Source organism: Trinickia sp. HAY1-2D (assembly GCF_056754935.1).
On sequence record NZ_JBPGWX010000001.1, the window covers coordinates 1331732 to 1355098 of the forward strand.

The 23367-nt window shown below is 63.1% G+C and carries 16 protein-coding genes; 9 read left to right on the plus strand and 7 right to left on the minus strand.

Annotated features, from left to right (window positions below):
• Window positions 1-7: 7 nt before the first annotated feature.
• The 3 genes from pbpC to ACR9ZC_RS05895 all read right to left on the minus strand — a co-directional run bounded on the left by pbpC (window position 8) and on the right by ACR9ZC_RS05895 (window position 9165).
• On the minus strand, window positions 8-2284 hold the full coding sequence (pbpC, locus tag ACR9ZC_RS05885) for a penicillin-binding protein 1C (protein ID WP_481579504.1): 2277 nt from the start codon (window positions 2282-2284) through the stop codon (window positions 8-10).
• A 43-nt stretch (window positions 2285-2327) separates the two neighbouring features.
• Window positions 2328-8483: an alpha-2-macroglobulin family protein gene (locus tag ACR9ZC_RS05890; RefSeq protein WP_481579505.1), complete on the minus strand. Its 6156-nt coding sequence runs from the start codon at window positions 8481-8483 to the stop codon at window positions 2328-2330.
• Between the two features lie 247 nt (window positions 8484-8730).
• Window positions 8731-9165: a hypothetical protein gene (locus tag ACR9ZC_RS05895; RefSeq protein ID WP_331573896.1), complete on the minus strand. Its 435-nt coding sequence runs from the start codon at window positions 9163-9165 to the stop codon at window positions 8731-8733.
• Window positions 9166-9349: 184 nt separating this feature from the next.
• Here ACR9ZC_RS05895 and ACR9ZC_RS05900 point away from each other — a divergent pair, with 184 nt between their 5' ends.
• A complete protein-coding gene (locus ACR9ZC_RS05900) occupies window positions 9350-10477 on the plus strand; it encodes a P-loop NTPase family protein (RefSeq protein WP_481579506.1) in 1128 nt (375 codons plus the stop codon).
• A 180-nt stretch (window positions 10478-10657) separates the two neighbouring features.
• Entirely contained in the window at window positions 10658-11284 is a 627-nt protein-coding gene (locus tag ACR9ZC_RS05905; protein ID WP_481579507.1) for a LysE family translocator, read from the plus strand.
• Between the two features lie 64 nt (window positions 11285-11348).
• Here the strand turns inward: ACR9ZC_RS05905 and ACR9ZC_RS05910 are convergent, their stop codons facing one another.
• A complete protein-coding gene (locus ACR9ZC_RS05910) occupies window positions 11349-11636 on the minus strand; it encodes a DUF1488 family protein (protein ID WP_331573902.1) in 288 nt (95 codons plus the stop codon).
• 557 nt (window positions 11637-12193) lie between these two features.
• On the opposite strand from ACR9ZC_RS05910, the gene ACR9ZC_RS05915 reads away from it, so the two are divergent.
• From ACR9ZC_RS05915 to ACR9ZC_RS05925, 3 genes are all read left to right on the plus strand, one after another.
• The gene (locus ACR9ZC_RS05915) at window positions 12194-12559 is read left to right on the plus strand and encodes a DUF2946 domain-containing protein (RefSeq protein ID WP_331573904.1); all 366 of its coding nucleotides are present in this window, start codon (window positions 12194-12196) and stop codon (window positions 12557-12559) included.
• Between the two features lie 78 nt (window positions 12560-12637).
• The gene (locus ACR9ZC_RS05920) at window positions 12638-15043 is read left to right on the plus strand and encodes a TonB-dependent receptor (protein WP_481579508.1); all 2406 of its coding nucleotides are present in this window, start codon (window positions 12638-12640) and stop codon (window positions 15041-15043) included.
• A gap of 11 nt (window positions 15044-15054) precedes the next feature.
• Window positions 15055-16563 carry a PepSY-associated TM helix domain-containing protein gene (locus ACR9ZC_RS05925; protein WP_481579509.1) on the plus strand — a complete coding sequence of 503 codons (1509 nt, stop codon included), beginning with the start codon at window positions 15055-15057 and terminating at the stop codon, window positions 16561-16563.
• Window positions 16564-16590: 27 nt separating this feature from the next.
• Here ACR9ZC_RS05925 and ACR9ZC_RS05930 read toward each other — a convergent pair whose 3' ends face one another.
• The 3 genes from ACR9ZC_RS05930 to ACR9ZC_RS05940 all read right to left on the minus strand — a co-directional run bounded on the left by ACR9ZC_RS05930 (window position 16591) and on the right by ACR9ZC_RS05940 (window position 19019).
• A complete protein-coding gene (locus ACR9ZC_RS05930; RefSeq protein WP_481579510.1) occupies window positions 16591-17883 on the minus strand; it encodes a HipA domain-containing protein in 1293 nt (430 codons plus the stop codon).
• Window positions 17873-18160 (minus strand): helix-turn-helix domain-containing protein, encoded by a 288-nt coding sequence (locus ACR9ZC_RS05935; RefSeq protein WP_331573912.1) that lies wholly within the window; start codon window positions 18158-18160, stop codon window positions 17873-17875. Before ACR9ZC_RS05935 ends, ACR9ZC_RS05930 begins: the two co-directional genes overlap by 11 nt.
• 208 nt (window positions 18161-18368) lie before the next feature.
• The gene (locus ACR9ZC_RS05940) at window positions 18369-19019 is read right to left on the minus strand and encodes an HD domain-containing protein (protein ID WP_481579511.1); all 651 of its coding nucleotides are present in this window, start codon (window positions 19017-19019) and stop codon (window positions 18369-18371) included.
• A gap of 101 nt (window positions 19020-19120) precedes the next feature.
• Between ACR9ZC_RS05940 and pdxR the strand changes: the two genes are divergently transcribed.
• The 4 genes from pdxR (at window position 19121) to ACR9ZC_RS05960 (ending at window position 23302) form a co-directional block, all read left to right on the plus strand.
• A complete protein-coding gene (gene pdxR, locus ACR9ZC_RS05945) occupies window positions 19121-20533 on the plus strand; it encodes a MocR-like pyridoxine biosynthesis transcription factor PdxR (protein ID WP_481579512.1) in 1413 nt (470 codons plus the stop codon).
• A 116-nt stretch (window positions 20534-20649) separates the two neighbouring features.
• A complete protein-coding gene (locus ACR9ZC_RS05950; RefSeq protein ID WP_481579734.1) occupies window positions 20650-21072 on the plus strand; it encodes a cupin domain-containing protein in 423 nt (140 codons plus the stop codon).
• A gap of 12 nt (window positions 21073-21084) precedes the next feature.
• The gene (locus ACR9ZC_RS05955; protein ID WP_481579513.1) at window positions 21085-21540 is read left to right on the plus strand and encodes a carboxymuconolactone decarboxylase family protein; all 456 of its coding nucleotides are present in this window, start codon (window positions 21085-21087) and stop codon (window positions 21538-21540) included.
• A gap of 226 nt (window positions 21541-21766) precedes the next feature.
• Window positions 21767-23302, plus strand: coding sequence for an MFS transporter (locus ACR9ZC_RS05960; protein ID WP_481579735.1), 1536 nt, complete (start codon window positions 21767-21769; stop codon window positions 23300-23302).
• Window positions 23303-23367 lie beyond the last annotated feature (65 nt).

Sequence of the window (23367 nt, forward strand, 5' to 3'; positions counted from 1 at the left end):
AGGAACGCTAGGGCTTTTTACCTTTTGCCACCGCGCCGCGTACTTCGAAGCGAACCGTATCGGCGCTCGATCCGTCCGCGTCGACGAGTTCGAGCACATGGCGGCCCGGCCACGGCAGCCACGTCAAGCGGTCGCCATGGCCCAGCATCTTGCCATCGAGCCGCCACACGCTCGCCTCGGAGGCCCCGCGCGCACGTTCGAAAACGATGCGCTGCCGTGCGGGGGGAATATCGGGATCGAGCGCGAACAGCGTTCCGTCGGTGGGCGAGTTGATGCGAGCCGCGCCGTTCGCGCCAGGCACATCGCGCGATACACCACGCCGCGCCTCCATTGCGTGTATGGCGGGCTCACCCGCCGATCCAGCATTCGCCGCCAGATCGACCACCGGCATCTGCGTTCCGCTGATGAACCATTCGTCGCGAGCGGGCTCGATATTGCGCTCGAAGCTCACGCGCGCTTGCACGACGCCTTTCGGCGGACGAGGCGCCGCGCTCGGAACCCGTCGATGCAAATACCCGACAATCGCCGCCCAGATCGGCGAAGCGCCCGTCACACCGGATACGTCCCACATCGGCTCGCCATCGGCATTTCCGACCCAGACACCCACCGTATAACGCGACGTGAACCCGACGGTCCAGTTGTCACGCATGTCCTTGCTCGTGCCGGTCTTCACCGCCGAAAAAAACCGCGTATGCAGCGGACTGTCGAAGCCGAACGTGCGCGTCCTGGCATTGTTGTCGGACAGCACCGTCGTCACGACGTAGCTCGCCTCGGCGCTGAGCACCCGCGTTGCCGCCTGTGTCGAGCGCAGGTCCGGCGGTTGGGCGCAACCGGGCAAATCGCAGGTAGGCGCGACGATTCCACCGTTGGCCAGCGCGCGATAAGCGTTCGTCAGCGAGAGGAGCGTCACGTCCGCGCTGCCGAGCGCGAGCGAATAGCCGTAATAGTCGCCGCTTTCGGTGAGCGGCAAACCCAGCGCGCTCAGCGTCATGGCGAAGCGATGCGGCGTCACCATCACGAGCGTGCGAACGGCCGGCACGTTCAGCGAGGAACCGAGCGCAGTACGCACGCTGACCCAGCCTTTGAAATCCTTGTCGTAGTTTTGCGGGATATAAAGACCACCGCCCGCGGCCAGATCGAGCGGTGCGTCGTCGAGCAACGATGCCGTCGTGAGTCGCCGCTCGGCGATCGCCTGCGCATAGAGAAACGGCTTCAGGGTCGAGCCGGCCTGGCGCCTCGCCAGCACCGCATCGACGTCGCGCGCCCCCGAGAACGCACCCGACGAACCGACCCAGGCCAACACCGCGCCCGTCGCGTTATCGAGTACGACCGCCGCGGCATCGTGCACGTTGCGCGGGTGAGCCGGTGCATTGAGCTCGACGATCGTGCGCGTCAGTATCTCGTTCGTGAAGCGTTGAAGTTTCGCGTCGAGCGTCGTGACGATTCGGGCACCCGCGCCCGGATGCGTCTCATTGGCGACGCGACGCGCAAAATGCGGCGCAAGCGTCTGCGTTTCGGGCGAAACCGACAGCACGGCCGGAGCCGGCCGCGCGAAGGCGAGTTGCACGAAGCCGCCGAGGGTAGCGCAGCCCGAGGGCGCCTTCATATCGCGCAGAATGCGGCAGGCGCGCGCGGCAACCTTGGCGGGCGAAGCGTTCGGCGAGCGAATCAACGCGGCGGCAACGGCTGCCTCGCGTTCGTCGAGACCCGAAGGCGCCTTGCCGAACAGCGTGATTGAAAGCGCGGACAGCCCGATCGTCTCGCCCCGAAACGGCACGAGGTTCAGGTACGCCTCGAGAATCTGATCCTTGCGCCAGCTCCGTTCGAGCCAGAGCGCGCCGACTGCCTGCTTCGCCTTTTCCGTAACGTTTCGGTGTCCTGAACGTTGCCGTTCGTCATCGAGCAGCCCCGTGAGCTGCATCGTGACAGTGGAAGCCCCGCGCGTGCGCGTATTCCACAGATTGCCCCATGCGGCGGCCGCGGCACCGCGCCAATCGACGCCGCTATGTTCGTAAAAGCGCTTGTCCTCGGACACGACGATCGCCTCGCGCAAGGCGGGCGAGACGTCGGCAAGCGCCACCCACTCGCCGCGCCGCTCGGTATCGTCGATTCGCGTGCGCTGCAGCGGCACCCCGTCGCGCGACACGAGCACCCAATCCGAACTGCGCCATTGGCTGCGCACCGTCTCGAACGACGGGAGCGCGTGCGCGGCAAGCGGCATCGCGAGCGTCAGCACGACGAGCGGGCGAATCATCGCAACGCGCCACGCTTTCAACCTGAACATATTGCCCTCGATCGCGTGCCGACGCATCGTCCCTCGCTCCCGGTCATTTCGCCGGCGCGGGCGGTTGGACGACGATCGCTGCATTCGGCAAAACGCCAAAACTCGACGGCGCGTAAAGCGCTTCGACACGCGTCGGCGGCAGGCCGAACGTACCGACGTTGTTGAGCCGGACCGTGTATTCGACGGAGAACTTGCCCTTGGGCACATAGCTGTAATAGGCACGATAGCCATCGTAGCCACGTTCGACGAAATCAGGCCATGCGCCGCGTTGCGCCTTTTCTCCCACGGTGGCGGCCTCCGAATCGCGCCCGAGGCCCGAGCCGAGAATCGTCGCGCCGGCCGGAACGGGGTCATCGACGACAACCCATGTCATGTCCGTCTGGGCATCGATATCGAGATGCACCCGCACGATGTCGCCGCGAGTAGTGACGCCTTTGACCGCGGGATCGACAGGCGTCACCGTCTTCGCGATCCGATAGCCCGCGGCAAACGGCGCCTTCAGCTCGACGGCGGCCAGGCTCTCGACGGTGGCCCACGGCTTGCCGGTCCCCTCATGCGTGATCGTCAACGGGACCGGTGCGCTGCGCGCCTCGGGCGGCCACGCCAACAGCTGAGCGCGCGTATCGGCCGTTTTGGTGGCAGCCGTAGCCGCCGAAGCCGTCGCGTGCGCCGCCGATCGCGCCGAAACCGACGATCCCGCCGTTGCCGCGGCAGCGGGCTGGCCCCATGCGACGGTACTCGCGTTCGGCCCGAACTCCAGCTTCGTCTTCCCCGTCACGGCGACGCTTTCGAACGCGCGCGAAAACCGCTCGACGGCAAACGAGCCGAGCAGGTTCGCCGTCGTCGTCTGCCATGCCCCATGCTGTTGCAACGCAAGCAGACCGGCGAGAAGTCGCGGCATGTCGTCTTTCCAATCGGGTTTGTCGACGAACGTCAGCACGGTGCGTGCGGCATTGCTCTCGGGGCCCTCCATCAGCCACCAGAGGTCGTCGGTGTCGGCCGTCGAAAAAGTCAGGCGCGTGCCCTGGTAGGTGAGACGCGAGCGAACGATCTGCTCCACCTGCGCGAGCTTTTCGTCGCGCCGCGCGATGTCTTTCACCCGCGACAGGATCGCGTAGTAGTCGAGCACCGCGGACGTCGGCCATTGGTTCGGCGCGATCTCGATCGAATCGAGCATACCCGCCCGCGCGAAGCCGTAACGCGACAGCGCTTCGATCGCCGCCAGCTTGCGCAGGTCGAGATCCTTGCGCGGCGCCCACGTATTGCGCTCGATCCGCCCTTCCACGAAGTTGACGAGCCCGCCCTCGAGCTTGGCGCGCAGATCGTCGGGCAGCGCGAAACGCGCATCGAGCCTCGCTGCTTCGTCGCTCGCGTCGAGCAAGTAGGCCGTCAACGTCGTGCTGCCGGTATTACCGCTGTCGTCGCTGGGCGGGAAGTAGTTGGCAAGGCCGTCGCGGTCCAGGTAGACAGGCATCCTCGCCACGACAGCCTGCCATTGCGCCGCATCGCGCAGTCCGAGCGCGAGCGAGGTTTGCTGCTCCAGACACCTGTACGGATAACGCTCGAACCATCGGCGCACGCCGGGCATGCCGTCGGAAAGCTTCGATTGCAGCGACACGGCTATGCCGCCGCGCAATGCGCCCGCCTGTGTGGCGGTGGCATTCGGCGGCGCGGCGACCGGCAGCGAATAGGTACCGTCGATCTGAACGAGCGTCGCCTGCTGCACCGTCACCGGTATCGCCGCATCCACCCGTTGCATCACTTTCAAGGCATCCGAAGCGTGCGGCCCGCCTTGTTCCGTGGCTCCGATACTCCATGTCAGCGCGGCAGGCGTCGCCTCGGCGGTGCCGTCCGGCGGCGTCACGAGCCACGCGACCTCGCGTGCCGAGTCGGGTCCGACCTGCACGGTCTGCGGGGGCAAATCGAGGCCCTTCACGCTCGGCGTGACAACGACGCTCATCGCGCGCGTAGTCGTGTTGCGCACGGTGAACTGCGCACGAAAGCGGTCGCCCTCGCGCACGAGCGGCGGCAACCCTGAGATCAGCTGCAGATCCTGAGTACTCCTGATCGATGCGGCGCCCGTGCCGAACGTGCCGTCGCCCACGGCCGCGATTGCGACGATGCGAAAGCTCGTGAGCGAATCGTTGAGCGGCACGTCGACGAATGCCTCTCCGTTCGCATCGAGCGTCACGCGCGGATTCCACAGCAGCAGCGTATCGAAGAGCTCGCGCGTCGCGCCATGCCCCCCGCCTCCACCCGCGGGCACCGCCTTGCGTCCGAAATGGCGACGCCCGACGATCTCCATCTGCGCCGTGGCCGTCTCCACCCCGTATGCACGCCGCTGCAGCATGGCATCGAGCACGTCCCAGCTTTCGTTGGGCATCAACTCGAGCAGCGCTTCGTCCACGGCCGCAACGGCGATCTGCGTGCCCGCCGGCGCCGCCTTGCCGCCCGGCATCCGCACGCGCAGCTTCACATGCGCCTTGCCGCGCACCGTATAGGACTTCGCATCCGGCGTGACGGTGACCGCGAGCTTGTGAGCCGCGGTGCCGACCTTGATCTCGGTCAGGCCGTATCGGAATGCCGGTTTCGACAAATCGACGAGCGGCGTCGGCGCTTCATACCGCCTGCCTTCGTACCAGAACGCCCTCGCCCATGCGAGCGGCGCTTTCCAGCCCCACGTGAAAAACGAATACCAGGGCACTTCATGAATCCGCCCACGCAGCGCCAAGACCGAGACATAGACGTTCGGTCCCCATGCCGGATTCACTTTCAGCGTGACGGTCGGATCCTTGCCGTCGAGCTTCACGACGTGCGTTTCGATAATGCCTTCCCGCTCCACGGCAACGAGTGCCGTGGCGAAGCGAAACGGCATGCGCACTTGAAAGCGGGCCGTCTCGCCGGGTTCGTAAGCGGTCTTTTCCGGCAATACGTCGATGCGATCGGTGTTCTCTCCCCCGAACCAGAGCTCGTCTTCGCGCGTGACCCAGATCGATGTCGAGGCCGTCGACGCGTTGCCGTCGCCGTCTTTCGCCGTCACGACGAGATCGACATTGCCGGCTTCCTTGATCTTGGCATCGCAGCTCATGAGGCCATGGTCGTCGCTCTTGCCGCTGCAGAGCGTGCCGAGGTCCTTGGTCTCGGTGCGATTGTCATAGGCATAGAAGCCGCCGACCATGCGCTTGCGCGATGAGATCGTGATCCGCGCAATACCGCGTACCTCGAGCGGCACGCCGGCACGGGGCTTGCCTTGCAGATCGACGGCGATCGCCTTGATCGGCACCGCATTGCCGACGGACACCCATTGCCCGGACTTCACGCCCGCCACGACGGCGGCCGGCCAGAGCGTTGCATTGCCGCTGATCGTTTGAACCTCGCCATTCGGGTCCGCGAACGTGGCCTCCAAGACGAGGCTCTTCGGCCCATCGACGGACGGGATGTCCTTCAGCGTGAGGCTGCCGGCGCCGTTGCGATCGAGCGTCACGGGTTGCTTGTCCGCAATCAGCTTCGAACCGTCGTCGCCCGAGTCGCGTGCGCTGGCCTCGTCGTCCGACGATTCCGATGTGCCGGCATCGTTGCGGGGCACATAGGGCTCGAAGCTGAACTCCGGATAGGTGTCGGCAAAGGTCGGCGACGTGCGCCGGGTCAACGCGGAGACCTGTACCGGCAAGCCCGATGCGCCGCCACCGGACGTGTACTCGATCTGCAAGGCAAGCGGTGCCGACTTGGCCGCCACGAGGGGATGAACCTTTTCGTCGCGCACGGCGATCGTGCCTTTGAATACCGGCAGCCGAAATTCCTCTACGCGGAAGCTGCCCGATGCGTAGCTGGGGCCAGCGTGCTCGCCCGAATCGTCGTCACTGTCTTCGCTATCGGTGGCTTCGTCGCTGTTCTCGCGGTTGCCGGCACTGTCGCCTTGGCCGCTATTCTTGCCGGCATCTTTCGAGGCGTTTGCGGCGGGATCGACATCGTCCAGCGAGACGCTGTATTCCCCGAGCTTTGCCGAGGCCGGAATGGCGAACGTGGAATCCGCCGTATGATCGGCTGTCCATTTGAGCGGCATGCGCCACGTCTGTCCGCTGCCAAGATGACGAATCGTCACGCGCGACGGATAGCGCTTGGGAAAAGCGAGACCCTGCATGGTCTCCACGCGGATCATATGCTTCATCGAAACCGTCTCGCCCGCGCGCAGCAGCGTCCGATCGAAGACCGTATGGGCGCGTACCGTCTCTTGCGCGCTCGTATCGGTGGGCACGTTGAAGCGCCAGGCCTCGATGCCGCGATTCCAATCCGATCGAACGAAGGCCATATCGCGGCCTGTTTTCGGATCGTCGACGCGGGCCGATATGAACAGGCCCTCGAAGCTGTCGTCCCGGCATTTCGCGCGAGCGTCGAGCGGCCCATCGGTCTTCATGACTCCGTTGACATCGGTCCTGCCCGAAGCGAGTTCGTCGCCGTTGCAATCGCTCACGCGAATATCGGCATTGGGCACCGGCTGCCCACGATCGAGCGTGGTCACCCATACGACGCTGTTCGCGCGCCCACGCTTGAAATGCACGCCCAGATTCGTCACGAGGACCGCGGTACGCACGTACATCGGCGCCTTCTTGCCGAGCAGCGACGCCCCCAGTGCGGGCGAGGCCAGTTCGATGACATAAAAGCCGGGCTTCGCCACGGGAATGCCGACTACTTCGAACGGACGCAACGTCTTCGGGTCCGCTTTAGGCAGCGTCAGCGTTTCGATGTTCTGTTGACCGGCAAGCAGCGAGAGCGAGCGCAGGTCGATTTGCGGATTCTTGCGATCCTGCTTGGCGTCGTCGGTGCCGCCGGTGCGCGGGATCGTGACCGGATGCGGGTTGTGCGTCAGCAGCCCGGGCATATGCTCATCGATCCACTTGCGGTCTTCGGTGAAGCCGTCGAACCGGTCGACGTTGCGCATCCAGCGTCGAATGTCGCGATCGGCCTCGACCCGCATCTTCGCGAACTGCGCATTGCCCGCGTTGAGCCCATCGACGTGCAGGTCCGCCTCCACATTGCGCAGCGTGATCGGCACGAGCGCCGGCGTGTCCGGCTCCGCATAGCGCTCGATGATGCCGAATGTCCCCGATGAAAACTTCGCGAGCGGCGGCATGGGCGCCGTCATGGTTTTGAGCGGGAAAAGATCGGCGTTGGCCAGCGCCCGGCCGCTCACGTCCTTCAAGTTGGAGGGCGCACGGATGATCAGCTCCGCTCGCTCGGGCAGCGGCGCCGCGAATTCGACCGTGTTCGTTTGCGGATCGTTGTCATCGGGCGAGAACGACGGCTTCATGTCGCCGTTCGGGCCTTTCATACGGAACGCCTCGGCATCGGCTCGCGAGATCGGCGCATTGAACTGCAGCCGAACCGGCCGCAAGGGGGTACAAGGTGCTTTGGCGTTTTCGCGCTCGCAGCTGAAGCCGGCCGAAAAAGGTTCGCGCACCGTATAGTCGAAGCGGCGTTCGACATCGTTGACGAGGCCGCTCGGGCTCGCGATCCCTTTGCCGTAGACGAGTTGCGCGTTCGTCCCGGACGGCAGCGCCTGCTGGCATTGCAAGGTCAATACCTGCGCCGCTTCCTTTTGCAGCACAAATCGCTTCAGAAGCGCGGCGCGTGTCGCCGCATCGACGTTCTTGACCGGAATGCGGTTGCCCAGCCCGCTCGATTCGCACCAGATGTTCCGTTGCACCGAGTCCGCCGTCGCCGGGCCGTTGAGCCGCAGCACGAACGCCTGATCCTCTTCGATCTCGCCGCCCGACGGCTCGATCGATTTGACGGACGGCCCGCCCGTTTCGAACGTGAAGTGCCTGGGGCCTTTCAGCGCATTGCCTGCTGCCGATTTCAGTCCGTCGCCCAGATCGACGGTGCACGACACGCCCGGCGGCAAATCGGCGTTGAAATCCCAGGCCCAGGTCTTGTCGTCTATCCAGCGCGCGTGGCCGGCGCTGGCCGAGGGATCGTTGCACTTGACACGTGCCGGCGCGGGTGCATCGGGCGAACCGAACGCCGCCATGGCTTCGTCGAACTTGACGACGACCTGCCGGGCCTGCGCCACCTTGCCTTGCGGCGTGACGCGCGTCACGCGGGCAGCCTCGGCCCGCCACCCCGCTGCCGCCATGAGCGCCAATGCCGCGACTGCCGCGGCGGCCCATCGGCACCCCATCCCGATCTTGTTGTTCTGCATCGACCGCGCTCCGTTTTACTTCTTCGATTTATCGATTGAGCCGCAAGACGAGCACTACCGCCCTCCACAATTTGGTCGGTAGCGCTACGATGCGTGAGATTCTAAAAGACTATCGGGGAGACAAGGCTGTCCAGTGACAGGACAAAGCGGGCAAGGAGGAAGATAGCCGCCGGTCGGCCTGGTTCGCTTTCGACCGGCAAATGCGACGACGGCCGCCCCTGTTGGGACAGCCGTCAGCGGCATGACGTCAGTCGCGGTAGTGGTGCTTGCGATGGTGCCGGCCGCGGTGAGCGCCGTAATCGTTGGAATACGAATTCGCGCGCGAGATGTGGCCGCCGAGCGCCGAGCCGGCTCCGCCGCCAGCGGCCGCACCGATGATGCCGCCGGTGCGCCCGCCCAGCGCATTGCCTGCCGCCGCGCCTGTGCCGCCGCCCAGCGCGCCGCCGACGATCGCACCCGTGCGTTCGCGGCGATTCGAAGTGATGGCCCCGCCTGCGCCGCCGCCCACGGCACCGCCGATGACCGAGCCGGTGCTGCCGCCGACTGCGCCGCCAACGGCTGCGCCGGCAGCGCCACCCAGTGCACCGCCGAGCGCATTGTTCAAATCGCCGGCGAATGCCGGCAGCGAGCTCAACGCAGCCAACGCCGCGAAGGCGGCAATCCGAACGTTTTTCTTCAACATATGAGGCCTTTCGTCTTTGTTTGAATAACGGCGCGCAGTATAGCGAGCCGCCGAAAGGCAAATGTTGCTCAACGGTCCGGAGTCCGTAAGAGATGTAACGAAATCCGGCAGGCCGCACGAGGTTATCCGAAATTATCCATTTCAGGTATAATTACCCATCCTCTGGATAATTGTGGATAACTCCATGGAATTGACGGAACTGTGGCACTTCCCGCGGCCCGAGCTGGCGAGCGCCTATCTCGCCACGCTGGACGCCGGGCTCGTCACGTCGACGACGATTTTCGCGCCGCGCCGTACCGGCAAGACAGCGTTTCTCTTGCGGGACCTCAAACCGCTGGCCGAAAGCGCGGGCTACACCGTAGTGTACGCCGACCTCTGGCAAACGCGGCAAACGCCGGGGGCCGCCCTCGCGCGTTCGCTCGAAGAGGCGTTGGAGCCGCATTCGCTGCTCGAAAAGGTCCTGGCGCGGCTGCAGGCGCCCGTCAAATCGCTCAAGGGTAAGGCCGAGTTCGCCGGCGCCACGCTCGAAGGCCATATCGAACTCGAAGACGATCACAAGCGGGAGATCGGGGATACGGCGCTTTTGATCGATGCGCTCGTTGCGGAGTTGACGAAGCGCCGGCCGGTGCTGTTTCTGATCGATGAGGCGCAATCGCTCGGCCGCAGCAAGGAGGGCGAGGAAATGGCGCGCGCGCTGCGCACGACGCTGACGAAGCATCAGCGCCGGCTTCGCATGTTGTTTACGGGTTCTTCGCGCACGAAGCTCGGTCATGTGTTCACGAATGCGAATGCGCCGCTCTACTCGGCCGCGAGTACGGTGCAGGACTTCCCATTGCTCGGCGACGAGTTCGTCGATTACATCGCCCGGCGGTTCAGGGAATCGACGAAGCGCAGGCTCGATACAACGGCGGCGCGCGATGCCTTCGAGTTGTTCGGGCGGCGCCCGGAGCCTTTGATGGAAACCGTGCTTGCACTGATGATGAGTCCGGCGCTGACGTTTCCCGAAGCCATTGCGATGCAGCAGGAGAAGTTGGCGCGCACCGAGAATCACGAGGGGACCTGGAATTCGCTCGATGCGACCGAGCGCGTACTCGTGCGGATGTTCGCGGACGATCCTTCGATGAAACCCTTCGCGAAAGCGACGCTGATCAAAATCCGCAAGCGCGTGGGTATCGACGACTTGCAGCCGACGCACATTCAAAAGGCGTTGGCCCGGCTTGCGGAAAAGACGGTCGTGGCGAAGACTCCGCGCGATGTCTACGAATTCGAGAACGAGAGTTTTGCGGACTGGGTGCGCAATATCGTCGACTGAACGGCAACGCGCACCAGTGCGCTATGCGTGGCCCAACGATTCGAGCAACTTCAAGCCCTCAGGCCCTCAGGCTTTCAGGCCAGTCGTTGCGTGTAGCAGGCGGCCAGGACAGTCGTTCGACATTGGAGCCTGGATCGTAGACAATCCTCGCATTCCCAACTGCTTAGGACAGGAGCCGCAATGTTCGACCTTTCCTCGTTGAGCACCTTCGTTGTCATCGTTCTCGGGCTGTTTCTCATTCCCGGTCCCGCGGTGCTGCTCGTATTGAGCCGCACGGCTCAGGGCGGCCGCAAGACGGGAGTCATGACAGGCCTCGGGATCGCAACCGGCGACTTCGTCCATACCGTCTTCGCCGCGGTTGGCCTGTCGGCGGTGCTGATGACTTCCGCGCTCGCGTTCAACGCGGTCAAATTCATCGGAGCGGCTTATCTGATCTATCTCGGTGTTCGCGCGATCCTCGAAAAGCAGGCCGACCCCTCATTGCCGAAGGTGCCTGCCGTCACGCCTGCAAAAGCCTTCTTGCAGGCAGTGCCCGCCGAAGTACTCAACCCTAAGACCGCACTCTTCTTCCTCGCTTTCATGCCTCAGTTCGTGCATCCCGAACGAGGTTCGGTCTTTTTGCAGTTCACCGTCCTAGGACTTATTTTCGTCGTCTTGAGTTCGCTGTATACGACGCTTCTCGCACTTTCGATTCGACCATTGGGCCGAGTCGTGAAGCGACTGTCCTGGATTAGCCGTTGGCAAGGAAAAATCGTGGGCTCCATCTTCATATCGCTGGGCTTGAAAGTCGCTACCCAACATCGATAGGCCATTGGCGAATGACCGCTCTCGGGACGTTATGGCAAGCGCATTCCTGCGAGAAGCGTGCAGCTCACGAAATCGAATATCGATTCTGAGGACCGGCGACATACTGCTTCTGTGCCATCTCGAGAACCTTGTCGCGAAACTCGTCAAAGACACCCAGCACCGAGCGCTCATCCGACCCGACGCCAGGCTGCAGGTTTCTGAGCATGGCGTCGTCGATCATGAAAGTAATTTCGCGCGAATTGTCGTAGCCCCAGAAACACACGCAATGCCGGGAGGCATCGTAGCTACGGCTCGGATTGGGAAACTGAAGCATGATGGTCAGGCTTTCGGGGGCACAGCCGAGTAGCGCCATTTACTTGCACTGGAGTCGATCGCAGCGTCACTGAGGCGTCGCTGCTCGGCTCTGGCAGCATCCGCAGTCTCGAGGGTACGCGCACGTGTGCTGCGTTCGATGGCGTCCTGGCTCGGTCTGGGAATTCCGGCCGGAGCACGTTTAAGTCGCGATTGCATGATGACGTCCTGAAGCAGAAGGCCACGCGTCGGCGGCCAGTCTCCCCACTGTATACCCTTTGGCTGACACCGACGTCTTTATTTGGCTGGTGGCGCTTCGGCCTGGCGATATCACTGACGCTTCGAAGCCTCCTTCTTCAGCTTCTTCGCGTCTTTCTTTTCTTTTGGCGTCTTGGTGGCCACTTTCTTCTCCGTCTTTTTGGCGTCGTGGGCTTTGCTCATGATGGCCTCCTTCTATATAGGTATCTCAGTGTACGGCGCGACGCGCTTTCCGTCCAACGAAACAGGGGCGGCAATGCCGGCGTCACCGGGCCCTGGAGCCGGGTATCGGGACGGTTTCATTTGAACCGCCAATTCAGCAGATGGTAAACTCGCCGCGCGTCGTCCAGCCTCCAGACCATGACTTCACGATCCCGAAACCACCTGACCGCATGGCTTGGCCTCGTTGCCATGTGGCTCATCGTGCTCGCCCCAATCGTGAGCCAGTTGGTCGTCGCCGCGCATCGGGACGATCCGAATGCCGTGCTCTGCTCTGCGACGCAGCCTGCAGCCGATTCCGCCCACGTCACACATGCCGATCCGCTGGCGGCCTGCGGCTATTGCGATTTGATGGCCAATCACACGGCGATACCGGCACCGCCGCAATCGCTACTTCTATTTATTACGGTCGTCGCAATAGCGGCTATCCCCACGCTGTCCATCCGCTTTACTCCTCTCGGCGCGTTCCCTTCCGGTAGACCCCGCGCCCCGCCCGTCCTCTCCTGACTTTCCGTTACTCGCAGCCCGTCCGACGCGCCTGTCGAAGGCGCGCGGCTGTTCGTTCAACGACTTCAGGAAGATTCCATGCGGTACTTCGCATCGCGAAGGCTGCGCGTTCGCGCGCGCCGCCATGCACGGTTCGTCACGTTCGGACTGTTGCCCATTTCGCTTGCCGCACCGTCGGCGTTTGCAGCAACAACCGACGTCAATCCGGGCCCGGCTTCGAACGCTGAGCAGGCCCACCCGACCCCATCCGCATCGCCCATAGAACGCGGCGCCACGGTCTTGCCCCCCATTACCGTCAGCGCAACGGCCGACAATGCTCGCCCAGACCCCACCGCCCTTCCGAATGCTCCCGGTACGGTCGAATCCGTCACCCCCGAGCAGTTCGGAAACTGGAACGTCGTCAACACCGAGGACGTGCTGAAGCAGATGCCGAACCTCGCAGTGCGCAAGCGTTTCATCGGCGATTTGAACTCGATCATCGCAGTGCGCGGCACGAGCAATACGCAAAGCGCTCGCGGCCTCGTCTATGCGGATGGGCTGCTGCTATCGAATTTGCTCGGCAACAGCTACTCGTTTCCGCCCCGTTGGTCGATGGTGTATCCGGCGGAAATCCGCCAAGTCGATGTCGTCTATGGACCGTTTTCCGCGCTTTATCCGGGCAACTCGCTCGGCGCGACGGTGCTGATCACGACGCGCATGCCCTCTCGATTCGAGGCCGACGCCAACGTCAAAGCGTTCACGCAGCATTTTAGCCTCTACGGTGTGAATCGGAACTTCAACGGCAGCGAGGCAAGTACGTCGATCGGAAACCGCATCGGCAAGTTCTCGTTTTTCATCGGCGCGAATCACCTCGAAAATACCAGTCAACCCTTGCAGTTCGCGACGCTCGGGGAATCGACCACCCCGGCAAAGCCGGGCGATGTTCCGGTAACCGGCGCCTACTTCTACAACAATCAGACGAACGCGCCCACTACGGTGATCGGCGTGAACGGCGAAGGCATCGAGCACACCGTCCAGGATCAGCTCAAGCTCAAACTGCAATACGACTTCACGCCGACCTTGCAGGGAGCGTTCACGCTCGGCTACTGGCATCAGACGTACAACAGCCAGACCTCCACGTTTCTCTTCGATGCGCATGGCAGCCCCATATATAGCGGGCGCGTCGACATCGGAGGATACGAATACAACGTCCCGGCATCCGCGCTCGCCCCCAGCCTCGGATGGAGCGAGAACTGGCTGTACGGCCTCTCGCTGAAAACGCGCAATGCAAGCGGCTGGAATGGCGAAGCGATCGCATCGTATTACGACGTATCGAACGCTGTCGCACGCCTGGCAAATGCAGGCGGCCCGGGTAATGGCCCGGGTACCGTGACGTTCGGCGACGGAACCGGCTGGAAAACGCTCGATTTGAAAGCGACGTGGACGCCGCCATCCCCGTTGCCCGGTCTCGCGAATCATGCGCTCGCATTCGGTTATCACTACGACGACTATTTCCTCGATAACGAAACGTTCAATACCTCCAACTGGCGCGATGGCAGCGCCCAGAGCTTTGCCAACTCGTTCAAGGGGCGCGCGCAAACGCAGGCCGTCTACGTGCAGGACGCATGGCGCTTTGCGCCGCGGTGGAAACTCGTGTCCGGCTTACGTTACGAAGACTCGCAGGCATACAACGGCGCACAAGCGCTAGCGGGCACCAACGTTCCATACCCCGGTGCCGATCAACACCGTTTTTCGCCGAAAGCGTCGCTATCGTTCGATGTGACGGACGAACTGACGCTGCGCGCTTCGATCGGGCGTGCCTATCGCTTTCCCACGGTCAGCGAGCTGTTTCAAGGAAAGATCAACGGCTCGTCGATCGTCAATAACAATCCGAATTTGCAACCCGAGGACGACCTATCGAAGGAGCTGGCCGCGGAATGGGCGCATTGGAACGGACTCTTCCGGCTGTCGCTCTTTCAGGACGATGTCAAAAACACGATCTTCAGTCAGACCGAAACAACCGTCATTCCGAACGTCACGAGCTTCCAGAATATCGGCAAGGTTCGCTCCCGCGGTGTGGAGCTCAGTTATCAGGGAGAGGATGTCGTCGTGCACGGCCTCGACTTGATTGCCAGTGTGGCTTACACGCAATCGAAGATCCTGGCCAATGCGCAAAACCCGGCGACGGTCGGCAAGTACTTCTACCGGATTCCGCTCTGGCGCGCGAATCTCGCGGCGACCTATCGAATCGGCGAACGCTATGCGGTGACGCTTGCGGCCCGCTACTCGGGCCGCGAGTACAACACGCTGACCAACACCGATTCAAACCCGAACGTATTCGGTGGCACCAGCACTTATACCGTCGCGGACGCGAAGTTCACGTTCCATCCGACCAAGCTCAGTGAAATCGGCGTCGGCATCGACAACCTCTTCGATGCCCGCTACTTCGTCTATCACCCCTACCCCGGCCGCACCTTCTATATCGAAGGCCGGCTGCGCATGTAAAGGAGGCACCTATGTCCATTGTCCCAACCATCGTTCGCGCAATGCCAGCCTCCACGCATTCCAGCCGTGGGTACCGCACGCTGTGGCGCTGGCACTTTTACGCGGGCTTGTTCGTCATGCCGTTTCTCGTGGTGCTGGCCATCACCGGCACGATCTACTGTTTTCAGCCGCAGATCGAACCGCTGCTCTACCCGCATCGGCTCGTAGTGACGCCCGGCGCTTCGGCTCGCCTGAGCGAGGACGCTTTGCTTGCCAAGGCTCGCGCTGCCATGCCGCCCGAAGCGGTAGCGACGACCGCGCGCATCGCCGCAAGCGCCGAGCGCAGCGCCGAATTCATTTTCAGGCTGCCGAATGGCCGCAGCGAAAGCGTCTACGTGAACCCTTACGACGGGGTCGTCCTCGGTACGCTCGACGTCGATCGTCGCTTCATGCAGGTCGATCGAATGATTCACCGCAAGCTGCTGCTCGGCAAACCGGGCGAACTGCTTATGGAGCTCGTCGCATGCTGGACGCTCGTGATGATCGGCACGGGTATCGCGCTATGGTGGCCGCGCGAACGTGTGCGGGAGGGCATTGCCGCTGCCCTGCGCGCGGCGCTGGTACCTGACTTGACGCGCCGCGGACGACCGCTCTGGAAGACCATCCATGCGACGCTCGGTATCTGGCTGGCCATCGGCGCATTCGCGTTCATCGCGACCGGCCTGCCGTGGACCGGTTCGTGGGGCAAGCAGTTCAAGGCGCTGGCCACCAGCGCCAACCTTGGCTCCCCACCGGGGGCATGGGGTGGTATGCGATTGCGCTCGGGTGTGCCGGGGCACTTGGCCGCTTCCGCGGCCGCCGCGCCTCGCGATGCATCTTCGTCCAGCATGGATTCGATGCCGGGCATGACGATGGACGACATGCCGTTACCGCAGGTGCCGTGGGCAGTCGGCGCTGTGCATGTGCCGAACGCGCCCAATGCCGGTGCGCCCGGCGCCAAGCCGCTATCTCTCGCCCGAATCGTTGCGCAGATGGCCGCCACGGGACTCACGGACGGCTACGACATTGCGCTGCCGCGCTCGCCCGAAGGTGTTTATACCGTGTCGTATTTTCCGGCCGACCCGAAACTCGAGCGCACGATTTATATCGATCAGTACAGTGGCGAAGTGCTGAAAGACATCCGCTACCGCGACTATGGCGCCATCGGCAAAGCAGTGTCGTACGGTACATCACTGCATATGGGCCGCTACTTCGGTCTGGCGAATCAGGTCGTTTGCTCGGCCCTTTCGCTCGGGCTCGCCGCGCTGGCGCTGACGGGCTGCGTGATGTGGTGGAAGCGTCGGCCGTCGGGCACACTCGGTGCGCCGGCCCGCGAACGCGCGCGTGCGTCGATGCGCGGATGGTGCGCCGCGCTCGTCGTGCTTGGCGTCGTGTTTCCGCTGATGGGTGCGACGCTCGTCGTCGTTGCGCTGGTCGATCGTTTCGTGTTTGCGCGCGCGGCCGGCGCCGACTCGGAAGCGTCGATTGAACTACGCAACTGAGAGCGACTTGTTGCGATGCCTCGCCCCTCAGCGGGCGAGCGCCCGCGACATCTCGTCGATCGGCATGACACGTATCGAGTTGAGCAGGCGCATCTCTCGCGCATCGGGCGTCGCAACGCGCAGGACTGCGTTGAACGTTTCGTCGACACGCGCGCGCAACGATGCGAGCATTGCGTCGAGCAGGCGCTCAGCGCCCCGAGGGGGCAGTCCCAGCTCATCCGCGAGCTTCAACATGTTCCGCCTGGAGATGTCCGCGAAGTGCCTGGCATCGCCGACGGGCATGGTCAGTTCGCAGTTCGGCCACTGATCTCCGCGCTCGGGCTGATACGTCCTGGTGTGATACACGACCGTGCTCACGATGTCATAAAACGGCGCCAGCATGTAGCCGAGCGGCGTCACGAAGAACGACAAGTTCTTCAAGTGCGCGTCGCCGTTACCGACAAGCACATTGAAGACAGCCCACCGAAAAATCTCGAGGCGGGCATTGGCGCGAGTGTTGGTGCTTTCTATGGCCTCCCGCAGTCTTTGTGCATTGGCGCCCTCGTACTTGAAATCCTTGGCGACGTTCAGCAACTGGGCAGCGTCGATGACGTGTAGTCTTCGTGTGGGCCGCGTCGTCGTATCCCGATCGAAACGGTCGACAACGTAGCACGGTGTCGGAACACGAACGAAGTATGTCGTGGGTACCGGCAATTCGACAGCGCGCGCAAGGCGCATGCAGAAAAATTCGTTGATCGCCGAGTGCGGATAGCCCGCCGCGCGGGAGTCGGGCTTGAGCAGCTGCATCGATGGTTCACTGCCCTCGGGTTCGAAGAGTTCGCATGCGGGCGGCTCGCCGTGCATCGCCACGAGCAGCTTCGGCTGTGCCCCTGCTGCCGACATACGCTTGGGCGCGGCTGCCGTCAGCGGCCTTTGCGGCATCTCGCGAATACGACTCTCGAGATCATCGAAAGACAGCGGCCTCAATCCGCCAGGCGGCTCATTTTCGTCGGGTGCGAGCAGCGTAAGCGCACCGGCCGACTCGCGCCCGTAGTAGGCAAGGAGGCCCCAAGCGTCGCTCCGGTCGAGCTTCGCCTCGCGCGCAAGTGCTAATCGCATGCCTTCCTCGGGAAGGAGATTGTCGAAGAACCACTGCACCGGACGATTGCTCGATCCATCTACGAAGGGCTCCTCGCGCAGCGGAAACGCGGGCGACAGCTGGAATGCGTTTTTGGAAGCGAGCCATGCCGGGTCGTACGCGAAAGACCAGATATCGTCCCGATCTTCCAGGACCCCCATGCGCTCACGATTGGCCCATGCCACGAGTCGTCTATTTGGCATGCGGGCTCCGGCGGGTGCGACGGGCTCGCTCCGCTACCTTCGGCGAAATGGCAACCGATGTCTGAGCACGCAGCATGATGCCCAGTTCGGAGAGCAGGACGAGGACCTTGCCTATCTGAGCTGTCGGCTTTCCTGACTCGACGTGGGTAATGAACTTCGGCGACAGTCCCGTCACATTGACAAGGTCGTCGCGCGTGAGCCCCTGCGCCATGCGCGCCGCCCGCACGACGTTGGCAAGCGCCCCAATGTCGGTAATGGGAAAATCCGATTGTTCCATGACGGGCTCTCGCTTCGTATCCGATCGGGTACATGATAGCAAAGGGCTCCGCCCAAGGTCACTAAAAAGAACCGAGCGGGTACGAACGTCGTTCCGTCTCGCTGGCGAGGCCCGTCCGTACCCGATCGGATACGAAGTCGGCTCGACAAGCGCTAACCTGCAGGTTTCGTATCCGACCGGGTGCGAACGCGCAACGCGCACTCGCTAATCAGCCCCCGCGCTCCCAACGCGAGTTCAACATGACGCTGCACACGTTTACGCGTTCGAAGCTCGGATCGCGATAGGCCAGAAAATCATCGTTGAAAGTGCCGAACGTACTACCGGGGCGATGCTTCATGCCGTGATAGAACGCGTCGATCATCTTCTCGACGAAATCGGCGCCTCGGGGATACGCCGCAATCACCGCGTGACGTTCTTCATCCGTCAACTCGTCGAATCCACGTCCGGCCACGTCCATCCCCGCTCCGGCCTGGACCAAGGCGATTTCTCCGTGCATGTGCTCCGGAATCCCTGGCGTCGTATGGAGGGCAACGGCGGTCCATACCTTATCGATGTCGGACTCCGAAATGTGATGGCTTCGCAGAAAATCGCGCGCAGCGTTCGCGCCGTCCACTTCGAATCGAAGCTGGCTCTCGCGATAGTTCGATGTGAGCCCGATGTCGTGGAACATCGCCGCGACGTAAAGCAACTCCGGATCGAACTCCGCGTTCTTTCGGCTTCCGAGCAGCGCGCCCCAGAGATACACCCGAGTGGAGTGCATGAACAACAATTCGCTTTCGGTGTCGCGAATGAGTTCGGTGACTTCTCGTGCCAATTTGCTTTCGGGGATCGCGATGCCGGACATCCCGTTCGCTGACATAGTTACCTCCGTCGCTCGATTACCCATGGGTCGCAATCTACGCTTCACTCGGGCCATCAAACAGTGCCAAGATTGGACATCCAGAATGCACCATTATCGACATGACACGCCTCCCCATTGGCCTCGATCGTTCGGCAAGCACTCCGCTGTCTGCGCAGATCTATCGCGCGATTCGTCATGCGATAGAGTCGGGACAACTCGCCGCCGGCGCGCGTCTGCCCTCCTGGGTCGATTTGGCCGCGAAGCTAGGCGTTTCCCGAGGCACGGTACGCGCGGCCTACGATCGGCTCATCGATGAGCAGTTCGCAGTCGCTTTGGGCGCAGCCGGTACGCGGGTAGCGGATCGCCCGTCCCTCGCCCCAACGCCCGGCTGGACCCCGGACGCACCGCCGCTTCCCGATCTGTTCCACGAATTCGGCGCGGCACCCGCGGCATTTCAAATGGGTGTCCCGTCGCAGGAAGCCTTCCCGTTCAAGCTATGGTCGCGCGTGCTCACGCGCGCGGCACGGCAAACGGCGGTGGCGCCCGTCGGATATCCCGATCCTCGCGGCGATCCCGACCTTCGAAGGGAAATCGCAGCTTATCTCGGTGTCGCACGAGGCCTCCGGTGCAATCCCTCTCAGGTTTTCGTCACGGCAGGGTTTTCCGGTGCGCTCGGCCTCGCGATACGCGGACTCGGTGTGGAGGGCAAGGATGCATGGATGGAGGATCCCGGCTTTCCGCTGACGCGCACCGCGTTGGGCCTGGCGGGGATGACCGTGACAGCCGTTCCCGTCGATGCCGATGGGCTCGATGTCGATGCGGGCATTCGACAGTCGGCACAATCCGCCCTGGCAGTCGTCACACCGGGCCAACAAGCGCCGCTCGGAATGGCAATGTCGCTTCCCCGTCGGCTCGCGTTGCTCGCATGGGCTCGGCGAAACGACGCCTGGATCATCGAGGACGATTATCTGAGCGAGTTGCAGTTGCAGGGCCGAGCCGCGCCCGCCCTTGCATCGCTGGACCAGGACGGACGGGTGCTGCATGTCGGCACCTTCAGTAAGACCATCAGCCCGGTGCTCCGTTTAGGCTTTCTCGTCGTCCCACTTGAAACGGTGTGTCGATTCGGCGATATCACCGCGTGCCTGACGCCGGCTCCCGCGGCGTTCATGCAGCACGCGGTAGCGGAATTCTTGCGCGAGGGCCACTATCTTCGCCACATTCGCCGTATGAAGCGCCTTTACGCAGCGCAAAGCGACGCCCTGCTTCGTTGCCTGAACGAGATGGCGCCCAGCTCGGTGAAAATCCGGGCGGCCGCGGGCACGGCCGTCGTGATGTCCGTTCCCGATTCCGCGTCCGACGTGGATATCGCCGTACACGCTCTGCAATTCGGTTTGGCGCCCGCCCCTCTTTCCCCCTGGTTCATGAACCCTCCGCGGCAGCAAGGGCTGCTACTGGGCGTAACCAATCTCAATGAACGGACGATGGTTGCCCACTGTCGCCGGCTCGTGGAGTTGGTTCATGAGCGACGCTGACGAACTCGCCAATGGGCTCGCGCATCGCATCATGGTTCATAAAAAATGTTCGTTTTTGGTTCTTCCCGATGGTCCAGCGCGCAATCACAATGCAAGCACTTCAAGGAGAACTCGTTATGAAAATACGATCAATCGTCGCTGCGATGTGCGCTGGCCTCGCGCTCACTTTTGCCATCGCCATGCCGGCTACCGCTCGTGACGCGGGCGTGACTGTGACGCCGAACTTCCAGCATGCCGTCCCCAATATCCCCGGCAAATCGCTGACCGCCGTCGTCGTCGACTATGCCCCCGGCGCGGCGTCGTCGGCGCACGTGCATGCCAAGTCCGCTTTCATTTATGCCTATGTCGTATCCGGCGCCATCGAGTCTCAGGTCAACAACGGCCCGAAGCGCGTCTACCACGCCGGCGAAAGTTTCTTCGAAGAGCCTGGCGCCGTTCATCGTGTGAGCCGCAATGCGAGCAGCACAGAGCCCGCCAAATTGCTTGCGGTGTTCGTGGTGGACAGCGGCGACAAGGCCCTTACCACCCCTCTCAAGTAAAAGGAGTCACAGATGAGCAAACGCCTCGACTACGCCCAAATCGCACCGGCAGGCGTCAAAGCCCTCGGCGGTGTCTACAGCTACATCATGCAGAGCAGCCTCTCGCCTGTTCTCGTCGACCTCGTCTATCTTCGCGTTTCGCAGATCAACAACTGCGCGTATTGCCTCGATATGCATACCCGTGACCTGCTGAAAAAAGGTGTAAAGGTCGAAAAGCTCGCGCTGGTACAGGCGTGGGCCGAAGCCGGCAATCTATTCGACGAACGTGAGCGCGCCGCCCTTGCGTGGGCCGAATCGGTCACACGCGTCGCCCAGACCGGCGTACCCGAGCAGGATTACCAGGCCGCCCGTGCGGTGTTCGACGAACGAGAGCTCGTCGATCTGACGATCGCCATCGGCTTGATGAACACTTATAACCGCATGGCGATCAGCTTCCGGAACACGCCTCAGGCGGTGCTGGAACACTGAAACGCGTTGCTGGGTTACGTGGCGCCCGTCTTTCAGGCCGCCATGAAACCCCCGCGGCGAAACCCCGTTACGCTCGAAAAAAAGGGCACCGGCAACACAATGGAACCGGTTGCAACCGGGCCCGCGCCGGGCTATCGTCACGTTTTCCCGTACGCACGTGACGCCGCCCCCGCCCGCCTTGAATCCCTCCGCCACTCCCTTGCCCTTCCGGGACGCACTGTTCGCGATGCTCGGCATCGGTCTCGTCAACATGCTCGTCGCCCTGGATCAGACCGTCGTCAGCACCGCCTTGCCATCGATCGTCGCGGAACTGCAGGGATTCCAGTTCTACGCGTGGATCGCCAGCGCCTATCTGCTCGCATCGGTCGTTACTGTTCCCGTATTCGGCCGCCTCGGCGATTATTTCGGCCGCAAGCGTTTCGTCATCGCCGCAGTGCTCGTCTTCACCGGCGCGTCCGTCCTTTGCGGGCTTGCCACCGACATGCGCATGCTCGCCATCGCCCGCGCGCTGCAAGGGATCGGCGGCGGAATGATGGTCGGTACCGCGTTCGCCTCCATCCCCGATCTGTTCCCCGACCCGCACGCACGCGTACGATGGCAAGTCGTCATGGCGGCCGCGTATGGAATCGGCACCGCCGCGGGGCCATCGCTGGGCGGCTGGCTCAGCCAGCATTTCGGCTGGCGCTCGACGTTCTACGTGAATCTTCCAGTGGGCGCACTCGCGCTTTACTTCATCTGGCGTCACTTGCCTTATTACCGCCGCGAGCGTCAAGGCGCAGTCAAGATCGATTGGAGCGGCGCGCTGCTCGTAGCGCTCGTGCTCGGCGGATTCCAGACGCTCATCGAAGCGCTTCCCAAGGACGGCCTGACAACGGGTAATCTCGCGCTAGCCGGTGCGGTCGCCGTGCTCGCGGCGGCCCTGCTGATTTGCGAGCGCCGCGCGACGCACCCCATCGTGCCGCTCGATCTGTTTCGCGATCCGCAGCTCGTCACGCTCTTCACGCTCTCGACGCTCTCCGGCTTCGTGATGTTCTCGCTGATCTTTTTTGCACCGCTGTTGCTGCAAGGCGGCTTCGGGCTTTCGCCGCAAGCAGCGGGGCTGCTCGCCACCCCGATTGCCGCATGCATCGCAATCGGCAGCGTCATCAACACGCGAATCGTGGTCCGTTTGCCGCGCCCGACACTCGTGCTGACGATCGGTTACAGCCTGCTGGTGGCGGCATCCGCCGCCCTCGCGTTCGCTACGCCCCGCACGCCGCATTTGTGGCTTGAAATCGCGATGTCGGCCGTGGGTATCGGGCTGGGGTTCATCTTGAACAACCTCAACATCTTCGCCCAGGAAATCGCTGGGCGCGATCGCCTAGGCATTACGACGGCGCTCCTGCAATCGACGCGCATGGTGGGCGGCATGCTCGGCACGAGCATTCTGGCGACGATCGTCACTCACAGCTATGCGTCAGGCGTGAGCGATGCGTTGCAGACGCTGGGCCCGAAGGTCGCGACGCAATGGCTGCCGCGTCTATCGGACCCCCGAGTTCTGGTCGATGCCAACCTGCGCGAGGCGATGCTCGGCGAACTTCATGCGGCCGGACTCGATGGCGGCGCGCTCGTCGATGCCACGCGCCGCGTGCTCGTGCACGCGCTCCATATCGGCATCGCCATCGCCGGCTGCGCCGCATTGTGTGCGGTGTATTTAGTCAAGCGAATCGCGCACATCCGATTCAGGCGTGCGGCGACGGCGCCGAATCGCCAGGCCGCATGAGCGATCGAGTTCCAACTGGCGCGCTGGCTCGCTGCGGCAGCCGGAATTCGGAACCCGTAGACGGC

Coding starts and splice junctions, on each gene's coding strand:
- ACR9ZC_RS05925 (WP_481579509.1), top strand. CDS start 15,055: ATGTCCATTGTCCCAACCATCGTTCGCGCAATGCCAGCCTCCACGCAT.
- ACR9ZC_RS05905 (WP_481579507.1), top strand. CDS start 10,658: ATGTTCGACCTTTCCTCGTTGAGCACCTTCGTTGTCATCGTTCTCGGG.
- ACR9ZC_RS05955 (WP_481579513.1), top strand. CDS start 21,085: ATGAGCAAACGCCTCGACTACGCCCAAATCGCACCGGCAGGCGTCAAA.
- ACR9ZC_RS05910 (WP_331573902.1), bottom strand. CDS start 11,636: ATGGCGCTACTCGGCTGTGCCCCCGAAAGCCTGACCATCATGCTTCAG.
- ACR9ZC_RS05960 (WP_481579735.1), top strand. CDS start 21,767: ATGCTCGGCATCGGTCTCGTCAACATGCTCGTCGCCCTGGATCAGACC.
- ACR9ZC_RS05915 (WP_331573904.1), top strand. CDS start 12,194: ATGACTTCACGATCCCGAAACCACCTGACCGCATGGCTTGGCCTCGTT.
- ACR9ZC_RS05890 (WP_481579505.1), bottom strand. CDS start 8,483: ATGCAGAACAACAAGATCGGGATGGGGTGCCGATGGGCCGCCGCGGCA.
- ACR9ZC_RS05950 (WP_481579734.1), top strand. CDS start 20,650: ATGAAAATACGATCAATCGTCGCTGCGATGTGCGCTGGCCTCGCGCTC.
- ACR9ZC_RS05935 (WP_331573912.1), bottom strand. CDS start 18,160: ATGGAACAATCGGATTTTCCCATTACCGACATTGGGGCGCTTGCCAAC.
- pbpC (WP_481579504.1), bottom strand. CDS start 2,284: ATGTTCAGGTTGAAAGCGTGGCGCGTTGCGATGATTCGCCCGCTCGTC.
- ACR9ZC_RS05940 (WP_481579511.1), bottom strand. CDS start 19,019: ATGTCAGCGAACGGGATGTCCGGCATCGCGATCCCCGAAAGCAAATTG.
- ACR9ZC_RS05895 (WP_331573896.1), bottom strand. CDS start 9,165: ATGTTGAAGAAAAACGTTCGGATTGCCGCCTTCGCGGCGTTGGCTGCG.
- ACR9ZC_RS05900 (WP_481579506.1), top strand. CDS start 9,350: ATGGAATTGACGGAACTGTGGCACTTCCCGCGGCCCGAGCTGGCGAGC.
- ACR9ZC_RS05920 (WP_481579508.1), top strand. CDS start 12,638: ATGCGGTACTTCGCATCGCGAAGGCTGCGCGTTCGCGCGCGCCGCCAT.
- pdxR (WP_481579512.1), top strand. CDS start 19,121: ATGACACGCCTCCCCATTGGCCTCGATCGTTCGGCAAGCACTCCGCTG.
- ACR9ZC_RS05930 (WP_481579510.1), bottom strand. CDS start 17,883: ATGCCAAATAGACGACTCGTGGCATGGGCCAATCGTGAGCGCATGGGG.